Raw genomic sequence first — 24,334 nt, 5'->3', positions numbered from 1 at the left:
CTAAAAATTCCGCTAATAATTCAGGCCATGCGGCAAATAAATCGCTACACTCGAAGGCGGACGGTCGCGCCAGCGCGGCCATTCTACCCTATGCCCGGCCTGGCGCAGTGTTCGACTACGCCGGCGCACGGCAGTTTTACACGTCGTTACCACTGCTAAGCGGCAGTCCGTCAACAGGATAAAACCCTACATGAGTGCAAGCAAGATCGAACCCACCGTCTCCCGTTTCTACCAGCGCTGGCTGGCTGCCGCCCCCACGCGCGCGGCCCAGTCCGACGCCGCCGCCGAAGTCGCACTGGACCAGATCGATCTGGCCGCCTATCTGCAGCGCGAAGCCGAGGCCCAGGCAGGCGCACCGCCGCTGCCGCTCGGACGCGCCATGCGCCGCCTGCGCAACCTGCTGGTGAATGGTCTGATCCGGCGCGATCTGGCCGGTCTGGCCAATCTGAACGAAGTGGTGACGGCCATGACACGCTTTGCCGATTTCGCCATTGCCCGCCACGTGGACGAGCTGATGGCCGAACTGGTGGCCGCACACGGCATGCCGACCGGGCGCGATTCGGGCCGCCCGCAGCAACTGATGGTACTCGGCATGGGCAAACAGGGGGGCGGTGAGCTCAATGTGTCGTCCGATATCGATCTGATTTTCGTCTATCCCGAAGATGGCGATACCGTCACCAGCGAAAGCGGCCAGCGCAGCCTATCCAACCATGAATTCTTTATCCGTCTGGGCAAGCGCCTGATCGCGGCGCTGGCCGAAATCACCGAAGACGGCTTTACCTTCCGGGTCGACATGGCGCTGCGCCCCAACGGCAATTCCGGCCCGCTGGCCTGCAGCCTGAATATGGTGGAACAATATCTGATCGTGCAGGGGCGCGAGTGGGAGCGCTATGCCTGGGTCAAGGCGCGTGCCGTGACGGGTACGCAGGAAGATATCGCCGCGCTGGAAGCCATCGTGCGGCCTTTCGTGTTCCGCCGCTATCTGGACTTCGGCGTGATCGATGCGATTCGCAATATGCACGCCCAGATCCGCGCTGAAGTGAACCGCCAGGAGCGCTTGCATCCGGACCGCAGCAACAACGTCAAGCTGGGCCGCGGCGGCATCCGCGAAATCGAGTTTCTGGCCCAGGTGTTCCAGCTTATCCGCGGCGGCCGCGATGCCGCGCTGCGCGACCGCTCGACCCGCACCACGCTGCGTATCATCGCGGAAAAAGGGCTGCTCAGCCACGCCATCGTCTACCAGTTGCTGGCCTCCTATACCTTCCTGCGCAATCTGGAGCACCGTCTGCAGTATCTGGACGATGCCCAGACCCACACCCTGCCCGCCAACGAGGCTGACCGCCTGCTGGTGGCGCAGATGATGGGGCTGGACGACACGGCCACCCTGCTCAGCCAACTCGAAGCGCACCGCCAGTTCGTCGCGGGCCAGTTCGACGAAATGTTCTCCGACAAGAGCAACAGCCCGAGCAGCAGTAGTGGCGGCGAAGCCGAACATGCGATCAACCCGCAGGTATCCGACGCCTGCGCCGATCCCGATAACCGCGAAGCGATGGTGGCGCGCTTTGCCGCGCTGGGCTTCGATGATGCGGCCGGCGCCGCCCAGCGCCTGATCGGCACCTGGCAGGCACCGCGTTTGCAATCGCTGCCGGAAGCCAGCCGCGACCGCCTGCTGGGATTGGTCAATCTGGCCCTGCCGCTGATCATCCAGTGCTCGTGCGAGACCAGCGGTGGCAGCCAGCAAGCCACGCTGGGCCGGCTGCTGGACTTCCTTGAAACCATTGCGCGCCGCTCGGCCTATCTGTCGCTGCTGACGGAATACCCGCACACACTGGCACGCGTGATCGGCATGATGCATGCAAGCGGCTGGGCCGCGAAATTCCTCAGCCAGCACCCGATACTGCTGGACGAGCTGCTCGATGGCCGCCTGCGCACCACGGAATTCGATGCAGCCGAAGTGGCGGCCGACCTGCAGCGCCAGCTCGCGGCCGACCCTGGCGACACGGAACGCCAGATGGACATCCTGCGCGAAACCCATCACGCCCAGCTATTCCACCTGCTCGCGCAGGATCTGGCCGGCGACCTGACAGTGGAAAAACTGGCCGACCACCTGTCGGCACTGGCCGACACCATCGTGGCCGCCGCCATCAACGCGATCTGGCAGACCATCGCTACGCGCCACCGCGCCGTGCCGCAGTTTGCCGTGATCGCTTACGGCAAACTGGGCGGCAAGGAACTCGGCTATGTGTCCGACCTCGACGTGATCTTCCTGTACGACGATACCGATCAGGAAGCACCGGCCCAGTATGCCAAGCTGGCGCAGCGCTTCATCACCTGGATGACCACCCATACTTCGGCCGGCATCCTGTTCGATATCGATACGGCGCTGCGCCCGGACGGCGCCAGCGGCATGCTGGTATCGAGCGTGTCGGCCTTCGAGAAATACCAGAGCAGTTCGGCCTGGGCATGGGAACATCAGGCCCTGACGCGGGCCCGCTTCTGCGCCGGCGATACGGCCATAGGCCAGCGCTTCGATGCCATCCGCGAAGCCGTACTGCGCAAGGAACGCCCGGCCGACGGCCCGCTCAAGCAGGAAGTCATCGCCATGCGCAAACGCATGATGGACGCCAAGCCCAACCACAGCGCCCTGTTCGATCTGAAACAGGACCCGGGCGGCATGATAGACATCGAATTCATCGTCCAGTTCATGGTGCTGCAGCATGCGGCACGCTATCCGCAGCTAACGGCCAATGCCGGCAATATCGCCCTGCTGCGCATGTTCGGTGAACTGGGGCTGATCTCGACCGAAAGAGCCAGCCAGGTGGGTGATGCATACCGCCAGTTACGTAAACTGCAGCACCAGCTACGTCTGCAGGGCCAGGATCTGGCCCGGGTGGAACCGGCGCTGGTGGCGCACCATGCGGCACAGGTCACCGCCTTGTGGCAAGAAATATTTATGTAGAAATGTTGCTACCTCACAACTTTCTTCTTAGCACAATGATGAGAGTTGGTCTACACTGGTTCGCACTGCAGGCGTGAGACAGCAGCGCTGCCGCTCGCCTCTGCACAACCATAAAATGAGGAGAAACCACATGAAAGCATTATTACGCGCTACGGCGCTAGGTATCAGCCTGCTAGCCACGTCCGTATCCAGCTACGCTGGCGACAAAGCTAGCCCCGACGAAGCCGTGGCCATGGTGAAAAAAGCCGTGTCCTTGATCAAGTCCGAAGGCAAGGAAAAAGCTTTTGCCGCCATCTCCGACCCGGCCAACACCACTTTCCACGACCGCGACCTGTACATCTATGTGTACGACATGAATGGCGTGGCTGTTGCGCACGGCAACAATCCCAAGATGGTCGGCAAGCCGCTGATCGGCATGAAGGATAACGAAGGCAAGCTGATGATCAAGGAAATGGTCGATCTGGCCAAATCCAAGGGCAAAGGCTGGGTCGATTTCAAATGGCCTAACCCGGTGACCAAATCGGTCGAAAGCAAATCCGGCTATATCGAAAAAGTCGACGACGTGCTGGTCGGTTCGGGCGTCTACAAATAAGCGCTGCCCGCCCTGCCTCCAAAAAAACCGGGACTTGAGCCCGGTTTTTTTTCGTCCCTGCACGCCGCCCCCTGCTGCAAAAAATTCAAGTTTTTACGGAACTCCTCGGCTTACGGTCCGGTCTATTAGCGATCAAGCGCTGCAGCCCTCACCTCGCCACTTACAGGAGTCCGCGTATGAACCAGCCATTTCTCCGTCACCGTCCGCTGTATCTGCTCTGCCTGGGCAGCCTCGGCCTTGCCAGCACTTGGCCCGGCTGCGCCGCTCTAGCCCAGACGCCCGAACCGGCCACAGCGCCAGGCAGCGACAGCCTGCAGAAAGTGGTGATCACCGGTTCGCGCATTGCGTCGCCGGCCGCTGCCTCGCCCTCGCCTTTGCAGATACTGAGCTCGGCCGATATCGCCGCCTCGGGCGCCACCAATTTGCAGGATTTGCTGCAAAAAAATCCCACCATGGGCACACCGACGCTGAGCCGCGGCAATTCCAACTTCCTCACCTCGGGCGGCGGCGTGACCACCGTCAACCTGCGCAATATGGGCGATAGCCGCACGCTGGTATTGGTCAACGGGCGCCGCTTCGTTTCCGGCGTGCCCGGCGATAGCGCAGTCGACCTCAACACCATCCCCACTGATTTCATCGAACGGGTGGAGCTGCTGACGGGCGGCGCATCCGCCACCTATGGCTCGGATGCCGTGGCCGGCGTGATCAACATCATCCTCAAGAAAAACTTCAACGGCGTGCTGCTCGACGCGCAGACGGGACGCAGCGACCAGCACGACGACTTCAAGAAAAAACTCGCGCTCACCTTCGGCCTTACCAGCAGCGATGGCGCGAGCAATCTGATGGGCCACTTCGGCTACTCCAAACAGGGCGCTGTCTACAGCCGCGACCGCGCCGCCACGGCGCTCGACCAGACCTCGGCAATTACTCAGGGCCATCCCGAACTGGCTTTCGTCGCGCGCCGCCCGAATTATTCGGGCTATGCACCACAGGGGCATTTCTTCGGCGATACGGAAGACTTTACTTACGACGCCAACAACCAGATCATTCCGTGGAACCAGAACGGCAGCGATGCCAGCGGCACGGGCGCCACCGGCTACAACCGCTCGGCCTACCGCCTGATCGCCGTGCCGGTCGAGCGCTATCTGTTCGCCACCAATGGCAACTGGGCCTTCAATGACCAGCACAGCGCTTTCTTCGAAGGCACCTATGCCTCGTCCAAAGTGGCCACCAATATCGAACCCTTCCCGCTAGGCTCGGATCAGGTCTACAAGCCATCCGGGCAGGTGCCGGCCGGCTCCATGATCAGCGGCAAGCTGGTGCGCAATCCGCTGATCCCCCAGTATCTGTATGAGCGCATCAGCGATACGGATGGCGATGGCGTGCCCGATTACTTCTTCACGCGCCGCCTGAGCGAATTCGGTCCGCGCCATTCCGTGGTCGAGCGCGATACCTTCCGCCTGGCCACCGGCATGAAGGGCAGCTTCGGCCAGTGGAACTACGATGCCTACCTCGCCTACGGCAAAACCAAGGAAGCGCAGAACTCGACGGGACAGGTGAATGTGGCCAGCTTGCGCAATGCGCTCGAAGCCATCCCCGGACCGGACGGCACACCCGTGTGCGCCAACAGTTCGGCCGTGGCCGAAGGCTGCGTGCCCATCAGCCTGTTCGGCTACAACAGCATCACGCCGGCCGCGCTCAAATACGTCACGGCGCCGGGCTCGCTGCAAACCGCCATCACGCAGAAACTGGCCGGCGCCAGCGTGACAGGCGAAGTGCGCGGCCTACCCGCTGGCGCGATCGGCATTGCGGCCGGGCTGGAATGGCGCGACGAGGATTCCAGCGCCGTGCCCGATCCGCTCACCCAGACAGGCCAGAATGCCGGCAATGCCTTGCCGCCCACCTATGGCAACTTCAGCGTGCGCGAAGCCTTTATCGAAACGCGTGTGCCCCTGCTCAAAGAGAAGCCGTGGGCGCGCGAACTGAGCTTCCTCGGCACGTTCCGCCATGGCGACTACTCCACCGTGGGCAGCACCAATAGCTGGAATGCGGGTCTGGAATGGCAGATCACGCCGGACTTCAAACTGCGCGGCACGCGCGCCCAGTCTACCCGCGCACCGAATATCAACGAGCTATACACGGCGCCCAGCCAGGACTTCCCCAACGGTCTGGTCGATCCCTGCGAAGGCATCAATATCAACAACACCAGCGCGCTGGGGCTGAACTGCCGCAATGCGCCGGGCGTGGCAGCGAACATGGCCGCGCACGGCGGCGTGTTCACACTGAATCAGGCCGACCAGCAAGGCATCAGCGGCTACAACAGCGGCAACCCCGATCTGAAGGCGGAAAAAGGTCGCTCCACCACCGTAGGGCTGGTGGTCACGCCACGCGGCATCCCCATGCTGCGCAAGTTCACTTTCACGGCCGACTACTTCCTCATCAAGATCGCTGATGCCATCGTCGCCACCGACCGCCAGTACGCACTCGACCAGTGCTACAACCACAACAACCCGGTGTTCTGCAGCTTCATCGTGCGCCGCCCTGCATCGGTTGGCAACCTCAGCGCCGGCTCCATCCAGTACAGCAATCTGAGCGTGACCAATAGCGGCGGGCTAGGCACGGAAGGCGTGGATGTCAGCGCCTCGTGGGCCGACAAGCTGGGCCCGGGCGACCTCAGCGCGCGACTGAGCTGGACCTGGTTGCGCCAGCTATGGCAGAAGGCTACGCCGGAGGCGCCGGAGAACTCCGACGTGGGTGAAGTCACGGCCAGCAATACCAATGCGCCGCGCAACCGCGCGGGCCTGAATCTGGCCTATAAATGGAAACAGCTAGGCGTCAACTGGGTCACCACCTACAACGGTCCCGTTTCGCTCGACGACCAGTTCCTCAAAAGCCTGAACATCGCACCCGGCACGGTGGGCGTAGGTTCGCGCACCTACCACGATGTCCAACTCACCTACGATCTGCGCAAAGCCGTGCAACTGTATCTGGGCATGGACAATATTTTCAACACCAAGGCGCCGCCCATCATCACGGGCCTGCCCGGCAACCAGCCCGGCACGGAAACCGATAGCTCGACCTACGACGCCATCGGCCGACGCTACTATCTGGGTCTGCGCGTCACGCTCTAGTTGCCGGCTACGCAGGGTGGCGGTGCACGACAACCATGCGTAAGGCATTCTGTCGCTTTGGGATGTCTCGTTTTGTCTCGTTCTGTCTCGTTTGAACTCGTCGGATCAACGCCGGTCTAACAGAGACAAGACGAGACAAAACGAGACAGGACGAGACATGGAAACGAGACAGCATACTTTTCCCGGCATTTTGCCTGCGGACGCCCTACGCGAGCTTAGGCACTTTCTCAGTTGCACAGACTCGCCGCTGCCCCTAGCCGATGCTATAGGCACGGCTATCACGGAATGGATAGCACGCCAGCCAGCAGCAGACCAGCCCCACTGCGGGTATCAGTGGAAGCAGCTCTTTCTACCTGCGGGAACTGAACTTCGTATGAGCCATAAGGGGCGCCACTATTATGCGCGGGTTCATGGCGATCAACTTATCTACAACCAGCATGCTGTCTCCCCACGCGCCATGGTGCTATCTATTGCTGGCGAAGGCCGTAATGCCTGGCGCGATTTGTGGCTACACCTGCCACAGGAAGGTAACTGGATCAATGCTGCCCGTCTGCGCAGGCTGCAAACAGGACAGGATCAGAACCAGCCCCGTGGCCCGGCCGCCGCACTCAGCGCAGCAGCGCAGGCCATGAATCAGGCATTAAAAGCTGCCGTCACCCTGATCGAGCACGTCGATTACCAATCCACTACAGTGCTGGAACGACGCCTGCCCAAAAACCGCCGCAGTGTCGACCTGCTCGAAGATATAGACTGAAGTGCCGTCCAGTCAGCACCGGCGAAAAAAAAAGGCAGACCTCGCGGTCTGCCCTGGCGTCAGTCATGCTGCGCACGCGGCGCAGCGCTGGCTGATTACTTGGCGTTCATCAGTGCCACGGTGGTGTCCAGCATACGGTTGGAGAAGCCCCACTCGTTGTCGTACCACGACGATACTTTGACCAGACGGCCCGACACTTTGGTCAGCGTAGCGTCGAAGTTCGACGATGCCGGGTTGTGGTTGAAGTCGATCGACACCAGCGGTTCGGTCTGGTAGGTCAGCACTTCTTTCAGCGCGCCTTCAGCAGCGGCTTTCATCAGCGCGTTAACTTCTTCCACGGTGGTGTCGCGCTTGGCGATGAAGGACAGGTCGACCAGCGATACGTTGATGGTCGGAACGCGGATCGCGAAGCCGTCCAGCTTGCCGTTCAGTTCGGGCAGCACCAGACCTACGGCAGCCGCAGCGCCGGTTTTGGTCGGGATCATGCTCTGGGTAGCCGAACGGGCGCGACGCAGGTCTTCGTGCATCACGTCGGACAGTACCTGATCGTTGGTGTAAGCGTGCACGGTGGTCATCAGACCGGTTTCCACGCCGATTGCATCGTTGAGTGGTTTGACCAGCGGTGCCAGGCAGTTGGTAGTGCACGAAGCGTTCGAGATCACGGTGTCGGAGGCTTTCAGCACGTGCTGGTTCACGCCGTACACGATGGTCGCGTCCACATCCTTGCCGCCTGGAGCCGAGATAATGACTTTCTTGGCGCCGCCTTTCAGGTGAGCCGAAGCTTTTTCCTTGGTGGTGAAGAAGCCGGTGCATTCCAGCACGACGTCCACGCCCAGATCGCCCCATGGAATTTCAGCAGGGTTACGCTGTGCGAAGACGCGGATTACGTCGCCGTTCACAATCATGTTGTCGCCGTCAACGGTCACGGTGCCTGGGAACTTGCCATGGGCGGTGTCGTAGCGGGTCAGGTGGGCATTCGACTTGGCGTCGCCCAGATCGTTAATTGCCACGATCTGGATGTCCTGTTTTTTGCCGCCTTCGTAGAAAGCGCGCAGCACATTGCGGCCGATGCGGCCGTAGCCGTTAATTGCAACTTTAATCGTCATACTATGCTCCTGAGTAGAAAAATAGGTGATGCAACTGCTAGAGGTTGAACCTTAACGCAATACTTATGCAATGACAGATTTGGCTTTGGCCACGACGTTTTCCACCGTGAAGCCGAAGTGCTTGAACAGCACGCCTGCCGGAGCCGATTCACCGAAGGTATCGATGCCGACTACAGCGCCTTCCAGACCAACGTACTTGTACCAGAAATCGGTCACGCCGGCTTCGATCGCCACGCGTGGCAGGCCTTTACCCAGTACGCCGGCCTTGTAAGCGGCATCCTGACGGTCAAATACATCGGTCGAAGGCATGGACACCACGCGGCTGGCGATGCCTTCAGCGGCCAGTGCTGCGGCGGCAGCAACAGCCAGTTCCACTTCCGAGCCGGTGGCGATCAGCACCACTTTGGCATCGGCCGCGTCGCTCAGTACGTAACCACCACGGGCGATATCGGCCACTTGCTGGCTGCTGCGCTCCTGGTATGGCAGGTTCTGACGCGAGAAGATCAGGGTCGATGGGCCGTTCTTACGCTTGACCGCTTCGCCCCATGCCACCATCGACTCGACGGTGTCGCATGGACGCCAGTTGTCCAGCTGAGGAATCAGACGCATCGACGAAATATGCTCGACCGACTGGTGGGTCGGACCGTCTTCGCCCAGACCGATGGAGTCGTGGGTGAACACGAACAGCGAACGCTGTTTCATCAGCGCAGCCATACGCAGCGCGTTGCGGCTGTAGTCGGAGAAGGTCAGGAAGGTGGCGCCGAATGGAATGTAGCCGCCATGCAGGGCCACGCCATTCATGATGGCAGCCATACCGAATTCGCGCACGCCGTAGTTGATGTGGTTGCCCGGCTTACCGGAACGCACAGCAACGCACTCTTTCCAGTTGGTCAGGTTGGAACCGGTCAGGTCGGCCGAACCGCCGAGGAATTCCGGCAGCACAGGGGCCAGTGCCTGAATTGCGTTCTGGCTGGCTTTACGGGTCGCGATGTTTTCTTTCTTCTCGATGCAGCTAGCGATACCGGCTGCCAGTGCGCCGTCGAAGGCGGCTGGCAGGTCGCCGGCCATACGGCGGCTCAGTTCAGCCGCTTCAGCCGGGAACTGGGCAGCGTACTTGTTGAACAGTTCGGTCCATGCCGCTTCGCGCGCAGCGCCGGCCGCCTTGGCATCCCATGCGCCGTACACGTCGGCAGGGATTTCGAACGGAGCAGCGCTCCAGCCGATGTATTCGCGGACAGCAGCCACTTCTTTGTCGCCCAGTGCAGCGCCGTGCACTTTGTCGCCGCCTTGCAGATTCGGCGAACCTTTGCCGATCACGGTCTTGCAGCAGATCAGGGTCGGCTTGTCGGCCGTCTTGGCGGCAGCGATGGCGGCCGATACGGCTGCCACATCGTGGCCGTCGACCGCGCGGATCACGTTCCAGCCATAGGCTTCGAAACGGGCCGGGGTATCGTCGGTGAACCAGCCTTCTACTTTACCGTCGATGGAAATGCCGTTGTCGTCGTACAGGGCGATCAGTTTTTTCAGGCCCAGCGTGCCGGCCAGCGCGCACACTTCGTGCGAAATACCTTCCATCAGGCAGCCATCGCCGAGGAAAGCGTAGGTGTAGTGGTCGACCACGTCGAAACCTGGCTTGTTGAATTCGCTAGCCAGCAGGTATTCGGCCAGTGCCATACCGACGGCGTTGGCGATACCCTGACCCAGCGGGCCGGTGGTGGTTTCCACGCCCGGGGTGATGTCCACTTCCGGGTGGCCCGGGGTTTTTGAATGCATCTGGCGGAAAGCCTTGATGTCATCCATGCTCACCGCGTAGCCGCTCAGGTGCAGCAGCGCGTAGTGCAGCATGGAGCCGTGGCCATTGGACAGCAGGAAGCGGTCGCGGTTGACCCATTTCGGGTTGGCCGGGTTGTGGCTGTAATGGCCACTCCACAGCGCTACCGCGATTTCGGCCATGCCCATAGGCATACCTGGGTGGCCGGAATTGGCCTTCTGGACGGCGTCCATTGCCAGCGCGCGAATCGCGTTAGCCATTTGAGTGGTTGGGAGCGTAGAAGTCATCGTCGATCTATCACGAAAGTATGGAAACTGGGGGCAAGGAATACGGCTACGGTACTACCTACTTGCTGAACCCATTATTTTACCAGACCGAGGCGGCCCCGATTTAAAATTGCATATCTACACATACTAACCATCCCCCCCACTACGTATTAACGGAACCCTGCATGCCACGCTTTTACCTGCCCCAGTCATTAGCCATCGGCCAGCTTGTCCAGCTGCCCGAAGCGGTCGCCCACCACATCAGCGTACTGCGGCTGGCACCGGGCACACTGATCACGCTGTTCAACGGCGAAGGCGGCGAATACAGCGCTGTCCTAGATCAAGTGGAAAAGCGCCGCGTCAGCGTGGAAATCAAGGCCCATACGGCGCGCGAAGCGGAACTGCCGTTCGGCATCACGCTGGCCCAGGCCCTGCCCGAAGCCAGCAAGATGGACTGGATCATCGAAAAAGCCATAGAGCTGGGCGTCACAGCCATCCAGCCACTGGCGGCCCAGCGCTGCGTGGTACGCCTGTCGGCCGAACGGGCCGAAAAGAAGCTGGCGCACTGGCAAGCCATCATCGCTTCCGCCGCGGAACAGTGCGGCCGCAACCATCTGGCCCGACTCGGCGAGCTGCAGGACTACAAACAGTGGATCACCCAGCAGGACATGCACCGCCGCATCATCCTGACGCCGCGCGCCGAGCAATCGCTGGCCGACTGGGCGCGCCACCAGAGCCCGCAGGCCGTGACGCTGGTGATCGGCCCTGAAGGCGGTCTCAGCGAAGCGGAAGAAGATCAGGCTATCCGCCATGGCGCGCTGCCGCTGGCCATGGGGCCGCGCATCTTGCGCACGGAAACGGCGGGCTTGGCCGCTGTGGCCGTATTGAGCGCCGCCTGGGGCGGCATGTAAGCCTGCCCGCTGCCGCCGTCGGCCAGCTTGCACTGGCGGCATCCGAGGCCGGCGGGCTCCTACACCGTAGCACCCGATCAAAGTGACGTATCGCCCCAACACTCGCGGGCGATAAGCTGCCTTCCTTGCCTTCAAAGCAAGTACAGCAGCTATAATTTTTCGTCCGGCCCCAGGCCGCCGAATCATTGGCTCACTTGATCATGATCACCTCCTCTACCGGCGCGAACGCGCCCAGCGATGCCGCCGTACTCGAAGCGGCCGCTATCCAGGCCAGCAAAGCAGGCAAGGACGACGAAGCCGTCCGGCTCTGGAATTTGCTGCTGGAACTGCAACCACAACACACACTGGCCCTGACCACGCTGGGCAAGCGCGCTTTCCGTCTGGGCGACCATGCGGCTGCGCGGCGCGCGTTCGAACGGCTGGTGCGCAGCGAACAGGATAATCCCCAGCACTGGGTCAATCTGGCCATGGCCTGCCAGGGCCAGCGCGATGAAAAAGCCGAGGAGCTGGCCATCCACAATGCGCTGGTGGCCGATCCGCACGATATGGTGGCCCTGCTGCTGCGTGCCAATCTGCTGGAACGTCAGGGCAAGACCCACAAGTCTGCCACCGCCTATGGCGCCGTAGCACAGGTCGCACCGCCGCTCGAGCGGCTCGATCCGAATATGCGCGGCGCGGTCGAACATGCGCACCGCTACATCGAGCGCTACCAGACCGACTACGGCAACTTCCTCGACGAGTTCATGGAAGCCAAATACCGTGAATACGCCGGCGAGAACATCCAGCGCTTCCGCGACTCCATCGATCTGATGGTGGGCCGCAAGCGGCGCTACGATTCGCATTCCATGATGTACCACTATCCGGGGCTGGTGCCGGTGGAGTTCTTCCCGCGCGAGCAATTCCCGTGGCTCGATGCGATCGAAGCAGGCACCGACATCATCCGCGACGAATTCCTGCAAGTACTGCAGGCCGAGCAAGGCTTCCAGCCCTATCTGACCTATCCGGACGACGTGCCGCACAACCAGTTTGCCGAGCTGAATAATTCGCCGCGCTGGAGCGCCTTCCACCTGATCAAGGATGGCCGCCCTATCGCCGGCAATGTGGAGAAGTGTCCTAAGACCATGGAATTGCTGCGCGGCGCGCCCCAGCCCGAGCAGCCCGGCCGCACGCCCACCGCCATGTTCTCGCTGCTCAAGCCGCGCACCCGCATACCGGCCCATGTGGGCGTATCGAATGCGCGCCTGCTGACCCACGTGCCGCTGATCATTCCGCCCGATTGCGGCTTCCGTGTCGGCAATACCACGCGCGAATGGGTACCGGGCCAAGCCTGGGTGTTTGACGATACCATCGAGCACGAAGCCTGGAACAATAGCGACAAGCTGCGCGTCATCATGATCTTCGACATCTGGCACCCCCAGTTGTCGCTAGCCGAACGCAGCCTGATCACCGAACTCACCAATGCGATCTACGCTTTCAACAGCGATTCCGCCAGCTACGAAACCTGACACTATGACTGCATCGCATCAAGACGCCACTGCCGCGCGTGACCACTATCTGCAACTGACCAGCAACGGCCAGGGCGGCCCGCAAGCCTGGTTCGGCCTGGCCCAGGCCCAGCATGCGCTGGGTGAAATCAAGGCGGCACTGGCCGCGCTGGAACAGGCCGTCAGCGCCGCGCCCGACAATCTGCAACTGCTGCTGTACAAGGGCGACCTGCTGGCCGCTGACGGCAATGCCCCGGCTGCGGCCGCCTTTTACCGCACCGCGCTGGACGCAGCCCCGCCCGACCAGGAACTGCCAGCCCAGTTGCGCGCCCATGTGCAGAAAGCCCGCCACGCGTGTGCTGAATACATGGAAAAGTTCGAGCAGAAACTGCAGAACAATCTGGCCCAGGCCGGCTATACCCATGGGCGCGAACACGCACGCTTCCGCCAGTCGCTGGACCTGCTGCTGGGCCGCAAACAACTGTATCTGCAGCAGCCGCGCCTGTACTACTTCCCCGGCCTGCCACAGATTCAATACTTCGAGCGCGAGGCCTTCCCGTGGCTGGATCAGGTGGAAGCGGCCACGCCCGCCATCCGCGCCGAACTCGAACAGATCCTCAAGGATCAGGATGCGTTCGAACCCTATCTGAAGCCCGATCCCACCCTGCCCGCACGCGAACGGGGCGGCCTGCATAACAACCGCGACTGGAGCGCTTTCTACCTCTACCGCAACGGCGAAATCGTCGCCGAGAATGCGGCGCGCTGCCCGGCCACCATGGCTGCCATGGCCCACGTGCCGATGCCGCAGATCGCAGGCCGCGCACCGACCGTGCTGTTTTCGCTGATGCGCCCGGGCGCCCACATCACGCCGCACACGGGCATCCTGAACACCCGCTTGATCTGCCACCTGCCACTGATCGTGCCGCAGGGCTGCAGCCTGCGCGTGGGCAATGAAACGCGCCACTGGGAAGAAGGCAAGGCCTGGGTGTTCGATGACAGCATAGAACACGAAGCCTGGAACCGCAGCAACGAGACGCGCGTCATCCTGCTGTTCGAAACCTGGCGTCCCGAACTGAGCGAGAGCGAACGCACGCTGGTCAGCACCATGCTGGGCAGCATAGAAGACGGCAACGACTGGGAAACCTAGGCCGCCGTACAGCCCCCGCACAAGACAAACGCCCGCTGGCAGACTCGCCAGCGGGCGTTTTTTTTCGCCAGCGCATGCACTGGCACGGGACGAAAAAAAACGGCGGGTCTTGCGACCCGCCGTTTTAGCAATGACTCAAGCGATTAGAACTTGGCAGTCATGTTCAGGAACAGCTTACGGCCCATCGAGTCGTACATGGATGGGAAGGTATTGCCGTTACCCGAGCCGGTACCGTACTTCGAGGTGATTGGAGGATCACGGTCGAACAGGTTGTTGATACCGCCCGACAGGGTGATCTTCTTGGTCACATTGTACGAAGCAGCCAGGTCGATGTAGTTAGCCGAAGCGAAGTGCTTCTCTACATCCAGCGCGGTGCCATGCAGCAGCGGGTTCGAGCTGGTGGTCTCGATGTCCACGCCCTGGAAGTAACGCCAGGTCAGAGCCAGGTCGGTAGCCCATGGAGTATTCCAGTTCACACGGGCTTTATGACGCCATTTCGGACGTGGCTGGCCGCACTTGCCGGCGCCGTTGTACAGGCCTACGCAGTCGTAGGAACCGTCACCTGGCAGTTCTTCCACTTCGAAGGTCTTCAGCAGGGTGCCGGTTACCGAGAAGCCCAGGCTACCGTATGCGCCGATCTTCTGGCCATAGCTGGCTGCCAGGTCGATACCCGAGGTTTTGAGCGAGCCGATGTTGGTGTTGGTGCCAACGATCGAAGCTTGTGGCAGCAGCCACAGGGTGCCCAGACGGTCACGGGTGATCTTCGAGCAGAACACTGGGTTGCCGGTGTTCAAGCACTTGTCCAGAGTGGTGGTAGGCTGAACGTTCGAGATCGTATCGTTAACCTTGATGTCGAAGTAGTCGACGGTCACGGTCAGGTTACGGATCGGGGTCAGCACCAGACCAATGGTGTTCGACTTCGAGGTCTCTGGGTTCAGTTTAGGGTTACCACCGGCCAGGTAGTTGTACTGACCTGCTGGCGAATCCTGAATGTTGCCGTACTGAGCAGCGGTTACGCCGGTGTTGGCGCACTGTGCCAGGGTGGCGGTAGGCTTGGCGCCTGCACATGGATCAGCGTCGTTGTCGTACAGGTTGTTACCTGCTGGCGAGAACAGTTCGTTGATGTTAGGTGCGCGCACAGCTTTCTGGTGCGAAGCACGTACCTTCAGCATCGAAACTGGCTGCCAGTCCATACCCAGACCGTAGGTGTTTGCTTTCACGCCGGTGTCGATGTCGGTGTGACGATACGACAGGTTGGCGCCCAGCGATTCAGCGAACGGTTTGTTTTCCAGCAGTGGCAGACGAACTTCACCGAAGATGTCTTTCACGACATAGCGGCCCGACACTGGTTTCACAGGACCACCGGAACCATCCAGGTCGAAGTTCTGCGAAGGACCGTCAGGATTCAGGGTCAGCGCTTCCACGCGACGCTCGAAGCCGAACGACACGCCTACGCCGTTGCTGTTGCCTGGAATCTTGATGCCGTATTCGCCCAGATCTGCAGCGACGTTACCGCCCTGGATCTGCTGTTCGGTCTGACCGAACGATTGGCCAGGAATCTGGATGTAAGCCAGTTGTTCTGGGGTGATCTTGCCCAGTTGCCATGGGTTGTAAGGTACGCAAGCCAGGTCGGTGCCGTTCACGAACGATGCGCACTGTGCTACGCCGTTGACGTTGACCACGTCCAGCGCTTTAGCGCCGCGCTCTTTCGAGAAGTAGTTATTCGAGCTACCCGAGTAACGTACTTTCGAGGTTTGTGCGAACAGGTCGTAGTTCCAGTTACCGATATCGCCCTTCACGCCCATCAGCATGCGGTACGAGGTATTGGTGAACAGTGCATCACGGCCACCGCCTTCGACGTTACGACGCTGGATAACTACGTCGGTGGTGTCGGTTGGCGAGTTCAGGCTCATGGCGGCCTTCATTGCTGGGGTCAGCAGTGGGTTGTCGCCTTTGATGGTGTAAACGTTACCGAAGATACCGCCTGGAGCGATCTGTGCATCGGTGCGGTCATCGTGGAAGGCGAAGTCTGCGTAGACTTTCAGCTTCTCGTTGACGTCGTAGCGGGCCGAAGCAGCTACGCCATAACGTTCGTCAGGACGCTGCAGGTGGTTGATCGGGCCGAAGTTGTACTGGTCCAGCGCGTTGTTGAACAGGCGTGGGGTACCGTTAGCATCGGTGGTGTAGACCTTGCCGGTTTTGGTGTTGGTGAAACGGCCGGTGGCGTTGGTGCCCGAACCGCCGCAAGCGAAGCCTGCAGCCGAAGCCGACAGCGAGCAAGCGGTGAAGTCACGTTCGGATTGCAGCAGCGCGTCGTCTTGTTTGTAGCTGAAGAACAGGGTGGCGTTACCTTTGCCGTCGCCGAAGTTACCACCGATCAGCAGGGAAGCGTCTTTCGAACGGCCATCCAGACCTTTGTTGCCTGGAACAGCGAACTGGGCTGGGTTGGTGGCAGCACGGCCAGCAACCAAGCTCGAAACGCCTGCGGTACCTTGTTGTTTATGGTTGTAGCCCGAACCGTTCAGTTCGATCTGAACGCCTTCGAAGCGGTCGTTCATGATGAAGTTGACCACACCGGCCACAGCGTCAGCACCGTACACGGCGCCTGCGCCACCGGTCAGCACTTCGATACGCTTGATCAGCGGGGTTGGGATTTGGTTCAAGTCGGCAGCCGACGAACCCGGCGAGCCAGCTGGCAGACGGTGGCCGTTAACCAGTACCAGGGTACGGTTCGAGCCCAGACCACGCAGGTCGACAGTCGCGGTACCGGTCGAGCCGTTGACCACGTTACCGGTTTGCGCTGCGAAGGCCTGTGGCAGGTTGTTCAGCAGGCTTTCGACGTTACGCACGCCGTCGGTTTTGATGTCTTTCGCGCCCAGTACAACGATCGGGCTGGTGCCGTCGGTGTTCAGGGTCGGGATGCGCGAACCGGTTACTTCCACCTTTTGCAGAGGCGCGTCAGCTTGCTGCGCGGTGGCAACTTGCATACCCAGCGCCATACCGCCGATGAACATCACGCGGATCGAGCGAGACAATACTGTTTCCTTGATCATATTATTCAATTCCCTTGGTGTGTTTAGTAGACGTTTCACCGCATCTTTTGGATAACAGATAAAACGACCCATTTCTTGATTTAAACTCCGCCGTTTCTGAACAACCTGGATAAAACCATTCAAAATCCGACTTACTACGCTTGCTCTTTCACTGGTAAAAATCCGGCCTACTTCTCAGTTCCTGAAATCTAGTCGAATTTTTCCGCTATTCATAAAAACATAGCAACTCAAACGTTGTCAATGCGCGTAAGCGGCCTGTTCCGGCAGCGCGGGGAGCTAGCGTCGCACCGCATGCAATATGTATTGCAATGCAACATACAGCGCGAAGAAGTTTGAACGCACGGCAAAAAAAATGCCTGACGCCATCACTCTGCTGTCTCGTCCTCACAACAGAAACGCGCCCAGCCCACCGGCCAACGCTAGCGAGATCAGCTTTGCTTTGATTTCCCTGAACTTTTTAACAATTTAACGCTGCCAAAACGCAACAAATCCGCCCATCTTGGCCACTCTGACGCAGAAGCAGACTGCACCGGGGAATTACAGTGAAATATGCGTTCGTCAAGCAGAAACCAGCGAAAATCAAGGGAAAACCATGAAACATCAAAACAAAGATTGTACAAAGCGCAGGATGTGGTTGCATTATGGATAAGTATTTTCCACCTGAAAAATTCCATACGGAAATAGTTTCCTACACTCTAGACCTAACCTATGCGCGAAAAAGGAATTTGCGCAAAGTCGCCTTTTAACAACATAGTCTGAACTTGCCTAATGAAAAAAAGTATATTTATGGCAACTAAATTTACAAGCTACCAGCTTCCTGCCAGCCTGCTCGAGGCATGCCGCATGCACTCTTTTCTATCTATTCAGAACCCGCTCAACCTTCCATATATTCATTCGCTTAAATCTTATTTATTATCGTTCGCGCAATATATTTAAAATAGCCAGATTGCGCCCTTATTAAATTGATGCGCCGCCGTTTTTATTAACGCCAGTTCTGATAATAAAATCGGGCAGGTATTTTTCTATCGCCCGCCTGTTTATCTGACACCGATATATCCCGGCATCAGCAGTTTCTGGCTGGCGCACAGCCGCTGCCCGCCACTGCTGCGTTGGCATGCTTATCGCGGTAAAATACCGGCTTTTACGGGACGTAATGGCTGAGCCAGTCAACGCCCCGCTCCACCTGGCGCCTAAACAGTGCCCCTACAGGAAGCCCCCATGCTGCGCATAAACGAACTCAAACTGCCCCTCCATCACGCCGAAGCGGAACTGCCTGCGGCCATCCTCCAGCGTCTGGACATTCCAGCAGAAGACTTGCTCGGCTTCACGGTCTACAAGCGCAGCTACGATGCCCGCAAAAAATCCGCCATCGTGCTGATCTATGCGCTCAATGTGGAACTGCGCGATGAGGCTGCCGTGCTCAAGCGCATGCACCACGACCATCACGTGATGCCGGCACCGGATACCGGTTATAAATTCGTCGCCACGCCCGAGCAACTGGCCGCTGCCCATGCCGGCCAGCCGCGCCCGGTAGTAATAGGCACCGGCCCTTGCGGCCTGTTCGCCGCACTAATACTGGCGCAGATGGGCTTGCGCCCGATTATTCTGGAGCGCGGCAAGCAAGTGCGTGACCGTACGGTCGACACCTTCGGCTTCTGGCGCAAGCGCAAACTCAATCCCGAATCGAACGTGCAGTTCGGCGAAGGCGGCGCCGGTACTTTCTCGGACGGCAAACTGTATAGCCAGATCAAGGACCCCAAGCACTATGGCCGCAAAGTGCTGACCGAGTTCGTGCAGGCGGGCGCCCCCGAAGAAATCATCTACGTGAGCAAACCCCACATCGGCACCTTCCGTCTGGTCAAGATGGTGGAACAGATGCGCGCGAATATCGAAGCCATGGGCGGCGAATACCACTTCGAGAGCAAGGTAGTCGATCTGGAGATCGAACAGCAGGCCGACGGCGGCCAGATTCGCGGCGTGGTACTCGAAAACGGCCAGCGCATCGCCACCAACCATCTGGTGCTGGCCGTGGGCCACAGCGCGCGCGACACCTTCGAAATGCTGTACAACCGTGGTGTGTACGTCGAAGCCAAACCGTTCTCGATCGGCTTCCGTGTCGAGCACCCGCAATCGCTGATCGACCAGTGCCGCTTCGGCCCCAACGCCGGCCACCCGATACTGGGTGCGGCCGATTACAAGCTGGTACACCATGCCAGCAATGGCCGCGCCGTGTACAGCTTCTGCATGTGCCCGGGCGGCACGGTGGTCGCCGCCGCCTCGGAACCGGGCCGCGTGGTCACCAACGGCATGAGCCAGTACTCGCGCAACGAGCGCAATGCGAATAGCGCCATCGTGGTCAGCATTTCGCCGGAAGTCGATTATCCGGGCCACCCGCTGGCCGGCATTGCCTTCCAGCGAGAACTGGAAGCCAAAGCCTTCCAGCTGGGCGGCGCCAATTACAATGCGCCGGGCCAGCTAATGGGCGACTTCGTGGCAGGCCGTCCATCCACCGCTTTCGGTTCCGTGGTGCCATCCTTCAAACCGGGCGTGCATCTGACCGATCTGGCCGAGATACTGCCGGAGTTTGCCGTCACCGCGCTGCGCGAAGCCTTCCCCGCTTTCGATAAGCAGATCAAGGGCTACTTCAAACAGGATGCGGTGCTGACGGGGTTGGAAACGCGTACTTCGTCGCCGGTGCGCATCAAGCGCCGCGACGATACGCTGCAAAGCCTGAACACGCGCGGCCTGTTTCCGGCCGGCGAAGGTGCCGGCTATGCAGGCGGGATACTGTCAGCCGGCGTGGACGGCATCAAGGTGGCGGAAGCCGTGGCCCAGTCGATCTTGGCCGGCGCCGCCAAGTAAGCGCCCTATCATCGCCAGCGCCGCGCTACAACCAGCCGGCGCGGCGGAAGCGCCGGTACAGATACAGGCACACGCCCACCATCACGGTGAGCGCCATCGGATAGCCATACTGCCATTCCAGCTCGGGCATGACTTTGAAATTCATGCCCCACACGCCGGCAAACGCGGTGCAGATGGCGAAAATGGCAGCCCATGCGGCCAGGCGCTTGTTCACTTCGTTTTCCTCGATGGCCACCATGGACAGGTTGACCTGTATTGCCGTGGCGATGGTGTCGCGGATATTGTCCAGCGCTGCGCTAATGCGGTGCAGATGGTCGTGCACATCGCGGAAGTATTCGCCCGTGTCGCGGCACAGGGCCGGCACACGCCCGCCGTGTAGCCGCCCGACTGCTTCCATCAGCGGCGCCACGGCATGGCGTACTTCCGTCACCTTGCGCTTGAGCGCATACAGGTGCTGGATGTTGTCGCGCTGTTTGCCCTTGGAGAAGATCAGCTCTTCTATCTGCTCCAGTTCCGATTCCAGCATGTCCAGCACGGGGAAATAGCGGTCCACCACCGCATCCATCAAGGCATACAGCACGAAGGCCGGGCCTTGCCGCAGCATGTGCGGTTCGCGTTCGGCGCGGGCCCGCACACCGAGAAAATTCTGCAGGCTGTGGCTATCGCGCGAGGACAGCACGTAGTTATCCCCGACGAAGATATCGACTTCGCCCACCACCACTTCGCCATCGCGGCAATCGATGGTCTTCACCACCACGAACAGCGAGTCACCGTATTCCTCGATCTTGGGCCGCTGGTGGCCGCGCCGCGCATCCTCGACGGCCAGCTCGTGCAGGCCAAACTCCTCCTGCATCACCTGCAGTTCTTCCGGCTGGGCGTCGCGCAGCGCCACCCAGACGAAGGTTTCCGGCTGGCGCACATACTCGCTGATGTCTTCCACCGGAATGTCGGCCAGCTTCTGGCCATCCTGATACGCCACACAATTGATCAACATACTGTATCCAAAAAAAATAAGCTCCTGGCTTTGCAGCCAAGAGCTTACCTGAAAGCGGCCAGCGCGGGCGTTAGTGCCTAGTCATCCTTGGCGCCGTCGATGCCGAGTTCCGCGATCTTGCGGGTAATGGTATTACGGCCTATACCCAGCCGCACTGCCGCATCGTTCTTGCGCCCGTGCGTATGCTTGAGCGCCGTACGGATCAGCGAGGATTCAAACTGGCGGCCCAGCACAGCCATGACTTCCTGCTGGCCCGCGCTCAGCATGCTGGCAGCCTGCGCTTCCAGCAGGGCCAGCCACGCATCGGGTCCGCTGGCCGGTGCGGCTTCACTCGCCGGCAGCACATGCACGGTGCCATGCGAAGCGGGCATGCTGTAAGGTTCGCTGCTGGCCGTGCTGGCGACAGCCAGCGCAGCATTACCACCCTGCTGCTCCTGCGTGAGCTCCAGCGGCAGATCCTTGATCTCCACGGTCTGCCCCGGCGCCATCACGGTAATCCAGTTGCACAGGTTTTCGAGCTGGCGCACGTTACCGGGCAGGTCCAGCCCGCACAGGAACTGCAGCGTAGCGTCGCTCATGCGCTTGGCTTCCACGCCCAATTGTTTGGCACTCTGCACCAGGAAGTGGCGCACCAGAATGGGGATATCCTCACGCCGCTCCCTCAAACTGGGCAGACGCAGACGGATCACGTTCAGACGGTGGTACAAGTCTTCACGGAACAGGCCTTCGCGCACACGCTGCTCGAGATTCTGGTGCGTCGCCGTAATCACGCGCACATTGGCTTTCAGCGGCTGGTGACCGCCGACGCGGTAGAAGTGGCCGTCCGATAGCACCCGCAGCAAACGTGTCTGCAGGTCGAATGGCATATCGCCGATTTCGTCGAGGAACAGGGTGCCGCCTTCGGCCTGTTCGAACCGGCCGCGCCGCGAAGTCTGGGCGCCCGTGAAGGCGCCGCGCTCGTGGCCGAACAGTTCCGATTCCAGCAGGTCTTTCGGGATCGCCGCGGTATTGAGCGCGATGAAAGGCTGGGTGGCACGGGGGCTGTGCTTGTGCAGCGCACGCGCCACCAGCTCCTTGCCGGAACCGGATTCGCCCGTAATCAGCACCGTCACATTCGATTGCGACAGCCGGCCGATGGCACGGAAAACTTCCTGCATGGCCGGTGCCTGCCCCAGTATTTCAGGGGTTTCGGCCGGACCCGATTCGACGCTGGTCTCGCGCAGGCTCTCGTCCAGCGCACGCCGGATCAGCTCTACCGCCTTGTCGATGTCGAACGGTTTGGCCAGATATTCAAAGGCCCCGCCCTGGAAGGCTGCCACGGCGGAATCCAGATCCGAGAAGGCCGTGATGATAATCACCGGCAGGCCGGGGTAGCGGGCTTTGACCCGCTGCAGCAGATCGAGCCCGGAGTCGCCCGGCATGCGGATGTCGGACACCAGTACCTGCGGTGTTTCAAATTCCAGCGCGGCGATCGCATCGCGGGCATTGGCAAAACTCTTGGTCGCCAGATTTTCCCGTGCGAGTGCTTTTTCCAGTACCCAGCGGATCGATTCGTCGTCGTCTACTATCCAGATTGGCTTCATGTGTGTTGTGTGTTCCCGCATTGGATCTTCTATCAAGGACGCGGTCTTCGCTTCCGCCCGCACTCGCTTATGGCAATGGCAGCAGGATGCGGAAGTCCGTACATCCAGGCCGGCTATCGCACTCGATCACGCCCATGTGCTGCTGCACGAAGGTCTGTGCCAGAGTCAGCCCCAGACCGCTCCCGCCTTCTCTGCCCGACACCAGCGGGTAGAAAATCCGGTCGCGGATCTGCGGCGCGATGCCCGGTCCGTTATCAATGATATGCAAGTCTAATGCCAGCCCGTAGCGGACCTTTGCCAGCGTTACCTGACGCGCTACCCGCGTCTTGAAAATGATCTCTGCATCACCGGCTTCGATGCGTGCCGCCAGTGCCTGCGCGGCGTTGTGCGCGATGTTGAGCACCGTCTGGATTAACTGCTCTTTATCGCCGCGGAATTCGGGGATCGATGCATCGTAATCGCGCCGTATGGTCAGGCCGCTGGGGAACTCGGCCAGCATCAGGCTGCGCACGCGCTCCAGCACTTCGTGGATATTCACATCGCCGACGATGTGCGGACGGCGGTGCGGCGCCAGCAGGCGGTCCACCAGCGTCTGCAGGCGGTCCGCTTCCTTGATGATGACTTGGGTGTATTCGCGCAGCTCGCCCGCATTCAGTGCCGGCAGCTCCATCTCCAGCAACTGCGCCGCGCCGCGTATGCCGCCGAGCGGATTCTTGATCTCGTGCGCCAGATTGCGTATCAGTTCCTTGTTGACCTGGCTCTGGTCGAGGATGCGTTCCTCGCGATCGAGCTTCAGATGCTGCAGATGCTCGCGCAGTTCTATCAGCAAATGGCCAGACGGCTCATCGAGCGCCGTGACGATGCTGTGCACATGCAGCGCTTCGCGCCCGGCCCGTTCCAGCATCAGATCCTGCCGCATGTCGGCGTAGCGGTGCTCGCGCGCCTGGGCGCAGATGTTATCGAGTTCGGCAGGATTGAGGAACTGTGCGCTCAGGGTCTGGCGCGACAGCGCCTTGAGCGAGCTTTCCAGCAGGTTTTCGGCCGCCGCATTGGCGTACACGATGCGGCCATCGGCATCGAGCAGCAGCACGGCCGAAGCCAGCAACTCCAGCCCCGCCAGCGCGGCCGGACGCTGGCCGCCGGCTGCCGATACCTGATTCAGACTATTCGCTAAACTGCTCATCGGATATTCGCGATCTCACGTTTTAAAGCGTCAATATTTTTTTCCGTGCGGCTGATGCTATCCCGCATGCCAGCCACCCGTTCCAGATACTTGGCGTAGTTGCGTTCATCGCCCTGGCGTTCCGGCTCGCCGTTATTGAAAGCCTTACGCTGCTCGGCCAGCTTCTGCTGTTCGGCGCGCAGCTCTTCTTCCAGTATGCCGCGCCGGTCGGCATCACGCGCGCGCTGCTGGGCTGCATCGACACGCGGGAATTCACCGGGCACCAGCGCTGGCGGCGCACCGATTCGTCCCGCCGGTGCCGCCGGTGCAGCATGCTTGGGCGGGGCTGCCACGACGACGCCGGGCAGCTCCATCGCCTTGCACTGCTTGCCCCGATTCACGTCGGTATATTCCACACTGCCCGTGGGCGAAGTGCATTTGTAAATCTGCCCGTGCGCAGCGCCACTGCCCGCCAGTATCAGCAGGCCGGCCAGCGTGCGACAGAACGCGTGTTTCATCATCAGTCTTCCGTGTCTCACCATGGAGCCCGACTATACAA

The 24,334-nt window shown here is 60.6% G+C and carries 15 protein-coding genes; 8 read left to right on the top strand and 7 right to left on the bottom strand.

Going from position 1 to position 24,334, the window contains the following annotated elements:
* Window positions 1-40 precede the first annotated feature (40 nt).
* From glnE to GM655_RS09795, 4 genes are all read left to right on the top strand, one after another.
* Complete coding sequence (gene glnE / locus GM655_RS09810) at window positions 41-2,959, top strand: bifunctional [glutamate--ammonia ligase]-adenylyl-L-tyrosine phosphorylase/[glutamate--ammonia-ligase] adenylyltransferase (protein ID WP_371866785.1); 2,919 nt, start codon at window positions 41-43, stop codon at window positions 2,957-2,959.
* Window positions 2,960-3,089: 130 nt separating this feature from the next.
* Window positions 3,090-3,551, top strand: coding sequence for a cache domain-containing protein (locus GM655_RS09805; RefSeq protein ID WP_155434487.1), 462 nt, complete (start codon window positions 3,090-3,092; stop codon window positions 3,549-3,551).
* 176 nt (window positions 3,552-3,727) lie between these two features.
* A complete protein-coding gene (locus tag GM655_RS09800; protein ID WP_155434486.1) occupies window positions 3,728-6,682 on the top strand; it encodes a TonB-dependent receptor domain-containing protein in 2,955 nt (984 codons plus the stop codon).
* 373 nt (window positions 6,683-7,055) lie between these two features.
* Entirely contained in the window at window positions 7,056-7,436 is a 381-nt protein-coding gene (locus GM655_RS09795; protein ID WP_155434485.1) for a hypothetical protein, read from the top strand.
* A 95-nt stretch (window positions 7,437-7,531) separates the two neighbouring features.
* Here the strand turns inward: GM655_RS09795 and gap are convergent, their stop codons facing one another.
* The gene (gap, locus tag GM655_RS09790) at window positions 7,532-8,542 is read right to left on the bottom strand and encodes a type I glyceraldehyde-3-phosphate dehydrogenase (protein WP_155434484.1); all 1,011 of its coding nucleotides are present in this window, start codon (window positions 8,540-8,542) and stop codon (window positions 7,532-7,534) included.
* A gap of 63 nt (window positions 8,543-8,605) precedes the next feature.
* Window positions 8,606-10,600 (bottom strand): transketolase, encoded by a 1,995-nt coding sequence (gene tkt, locus GM655_RS09785; RefSeq protein WP_155434483.1) that lies wholly within the window; start codon window positions 10,598-10,600, stop codon window positions 8,606-8,608.
* A 164-nt stretch (window positions 10,601-10,764) separates the two neighbouring features.
* Here tkt and GM655_RS09780 point away from each other — a divergent pair, with 164 nt between their 5' ends.
* From GM655_RS09780 to GM655_RS09770, 3 genes are all read left to right on the top strand, one after another.
* Window positions 10,765-11,490 carry a 16S rRNA (uracil(1498)-N(3))-methyltransferase gene (locus tag GM655_RS09780; protein WP_155434482.1) on the top strand — a complete coding sequence of 242 codons (726 nt, stop codon included), beginning with the start codon at window positions 10,765-10,767 and terminating at the stop codon, window positions 11,488-11,490.
* Between the two features lie 200 nt (window positions 11,491-11,690).
* The gene (locus tag GM655_RS09775) at window positions 11,691-12,995 is read left to right on the top strand and encodes an aspartyl/asparaginyl beta-hydroxylase domain-containing protein (protein WP_155434481.1); all 1,305 of its coding nucleotides are present in this window, start codon (window positions 11,691-11,693) and stop codon (window positions 12,993-12,995) included.
* 4 nt (window positions 12,996-12,999) lie between these two features.
* Window positions 13,000-14,121, top strand: a complete 1,122-nt coding sequence (locus GM655_RS09770) for an aspartyl/asparaginyl beta-hydroxylase domain-containing protein (protein WP_196308740.1) — start codon at window positions 13,000-13,002, stop codon at window positions 14,119-14,121.
* 143 nt (window positions 14,122-14,264) lie between these two features.
* Here GM655_RS09770 and GM655_RS09765 read toward each other — a convergent pair whose 3' ends face one another.
* Window positions 14,265-17,156 carry a TonB-dependent receptor domain-containing protein gene (locus GM655_RS09765; RefSeq protein ID WP_229632494.1) on the bottom strand — a complete coding sequence of 964 codons (2,892 nt, stop codon included), beginning with the start codon at window positions 17,154-17,156 and terminating at the stop codon, window positions 14,265-14,267.
* Between the two features lie 1,236 nt (window positions 17,157-18,392).
* Between GM655_RS09765 and GM655_RS09760 the strand changes: the two genes are divergently transcribed.
* Entirely contained in the window at window positions 18,393-20,036 is a 1,644-nt protein-coding gene (locus GM655_RS09760; protein WP_155434479.1) for an NAD(P)/FAD-dependent oxidoreductase, read from the top strand.
* Between the two features lie 25 nt (window positions 20,037-20,061).
* Here the strand turns inward: GM655_RS09760 and corA are convergent, their stop codons facing one another.
* From corA to GM655_RS09740, 4 genes are all read right to left on the bottom strand, one after another.
* Window positions 20,062-21,030 (bottom strand): magnesium/cobalt transporter CorA, encoded by a 969-nt coding sequence (corA, locus tag GM655_RS09755; RefSeq protein WP_155434478.1) that lies wholly within the window; start codon window positions 21,028-21,030, stop codon window positions 20,062-20,064.
* A 77-nt stretch (window positions 21,031-21,107) separates the two neighbouring features.
* On the bottom strand, window positions 21,108-22,613 hold the full coding sequence (gene ntrC, locus GM655_RS09750; protein WP_155434477.1) for a nitrogen regulation protein NR(I): 1,506 nt from the start codon (window positions 22,611-22,613) through the stop codon (window positions 21,108-21,110).
* 67 nt (window positions 22,614-22,680) lie between these two features.
* A complete protein-coding gene (gene glnL, locus GM655_RS09745; RefSeq protein WP_155434476.1) occupies window positions 22,681-23,796 on the bottom strand; it encodes a nitrogen regulation protein NR(II) in 1,116 nt (371 codons plus the stop codon).
* Window positions 23,793-24,296, bottom strand: coding sequence for a DUF4124 domain-containing protein (locus GM655_RS09740; RefSeq protein ID WP_155434475.1), 504 nt, complete (start codon window positions 24,294-24,296; stop codon window positions 23,793-23,795). The genes glnL and GM655_RS09740 overlap by 4 nt, the downstream gene beginning before the upstream one ends.
* Between the last annotated feature and the right edge of the window lie 38 nt (window positions 24,297-24,334).

The sequence above is a fragment of the Pseudoduganella danionis genome (assembly GCF_009720775.1).
GTDB classification, from domain to species: domain Bacteria; phylum Pseudomonadota; class Gammaproteobacteria; order Burkholderiales; family Burkholderiaceae_D; genus Rugamonas; species Rugamonas danionis.
This window is presented reverse-complemented; position numbering and strand designations above follow the sequence as displayed.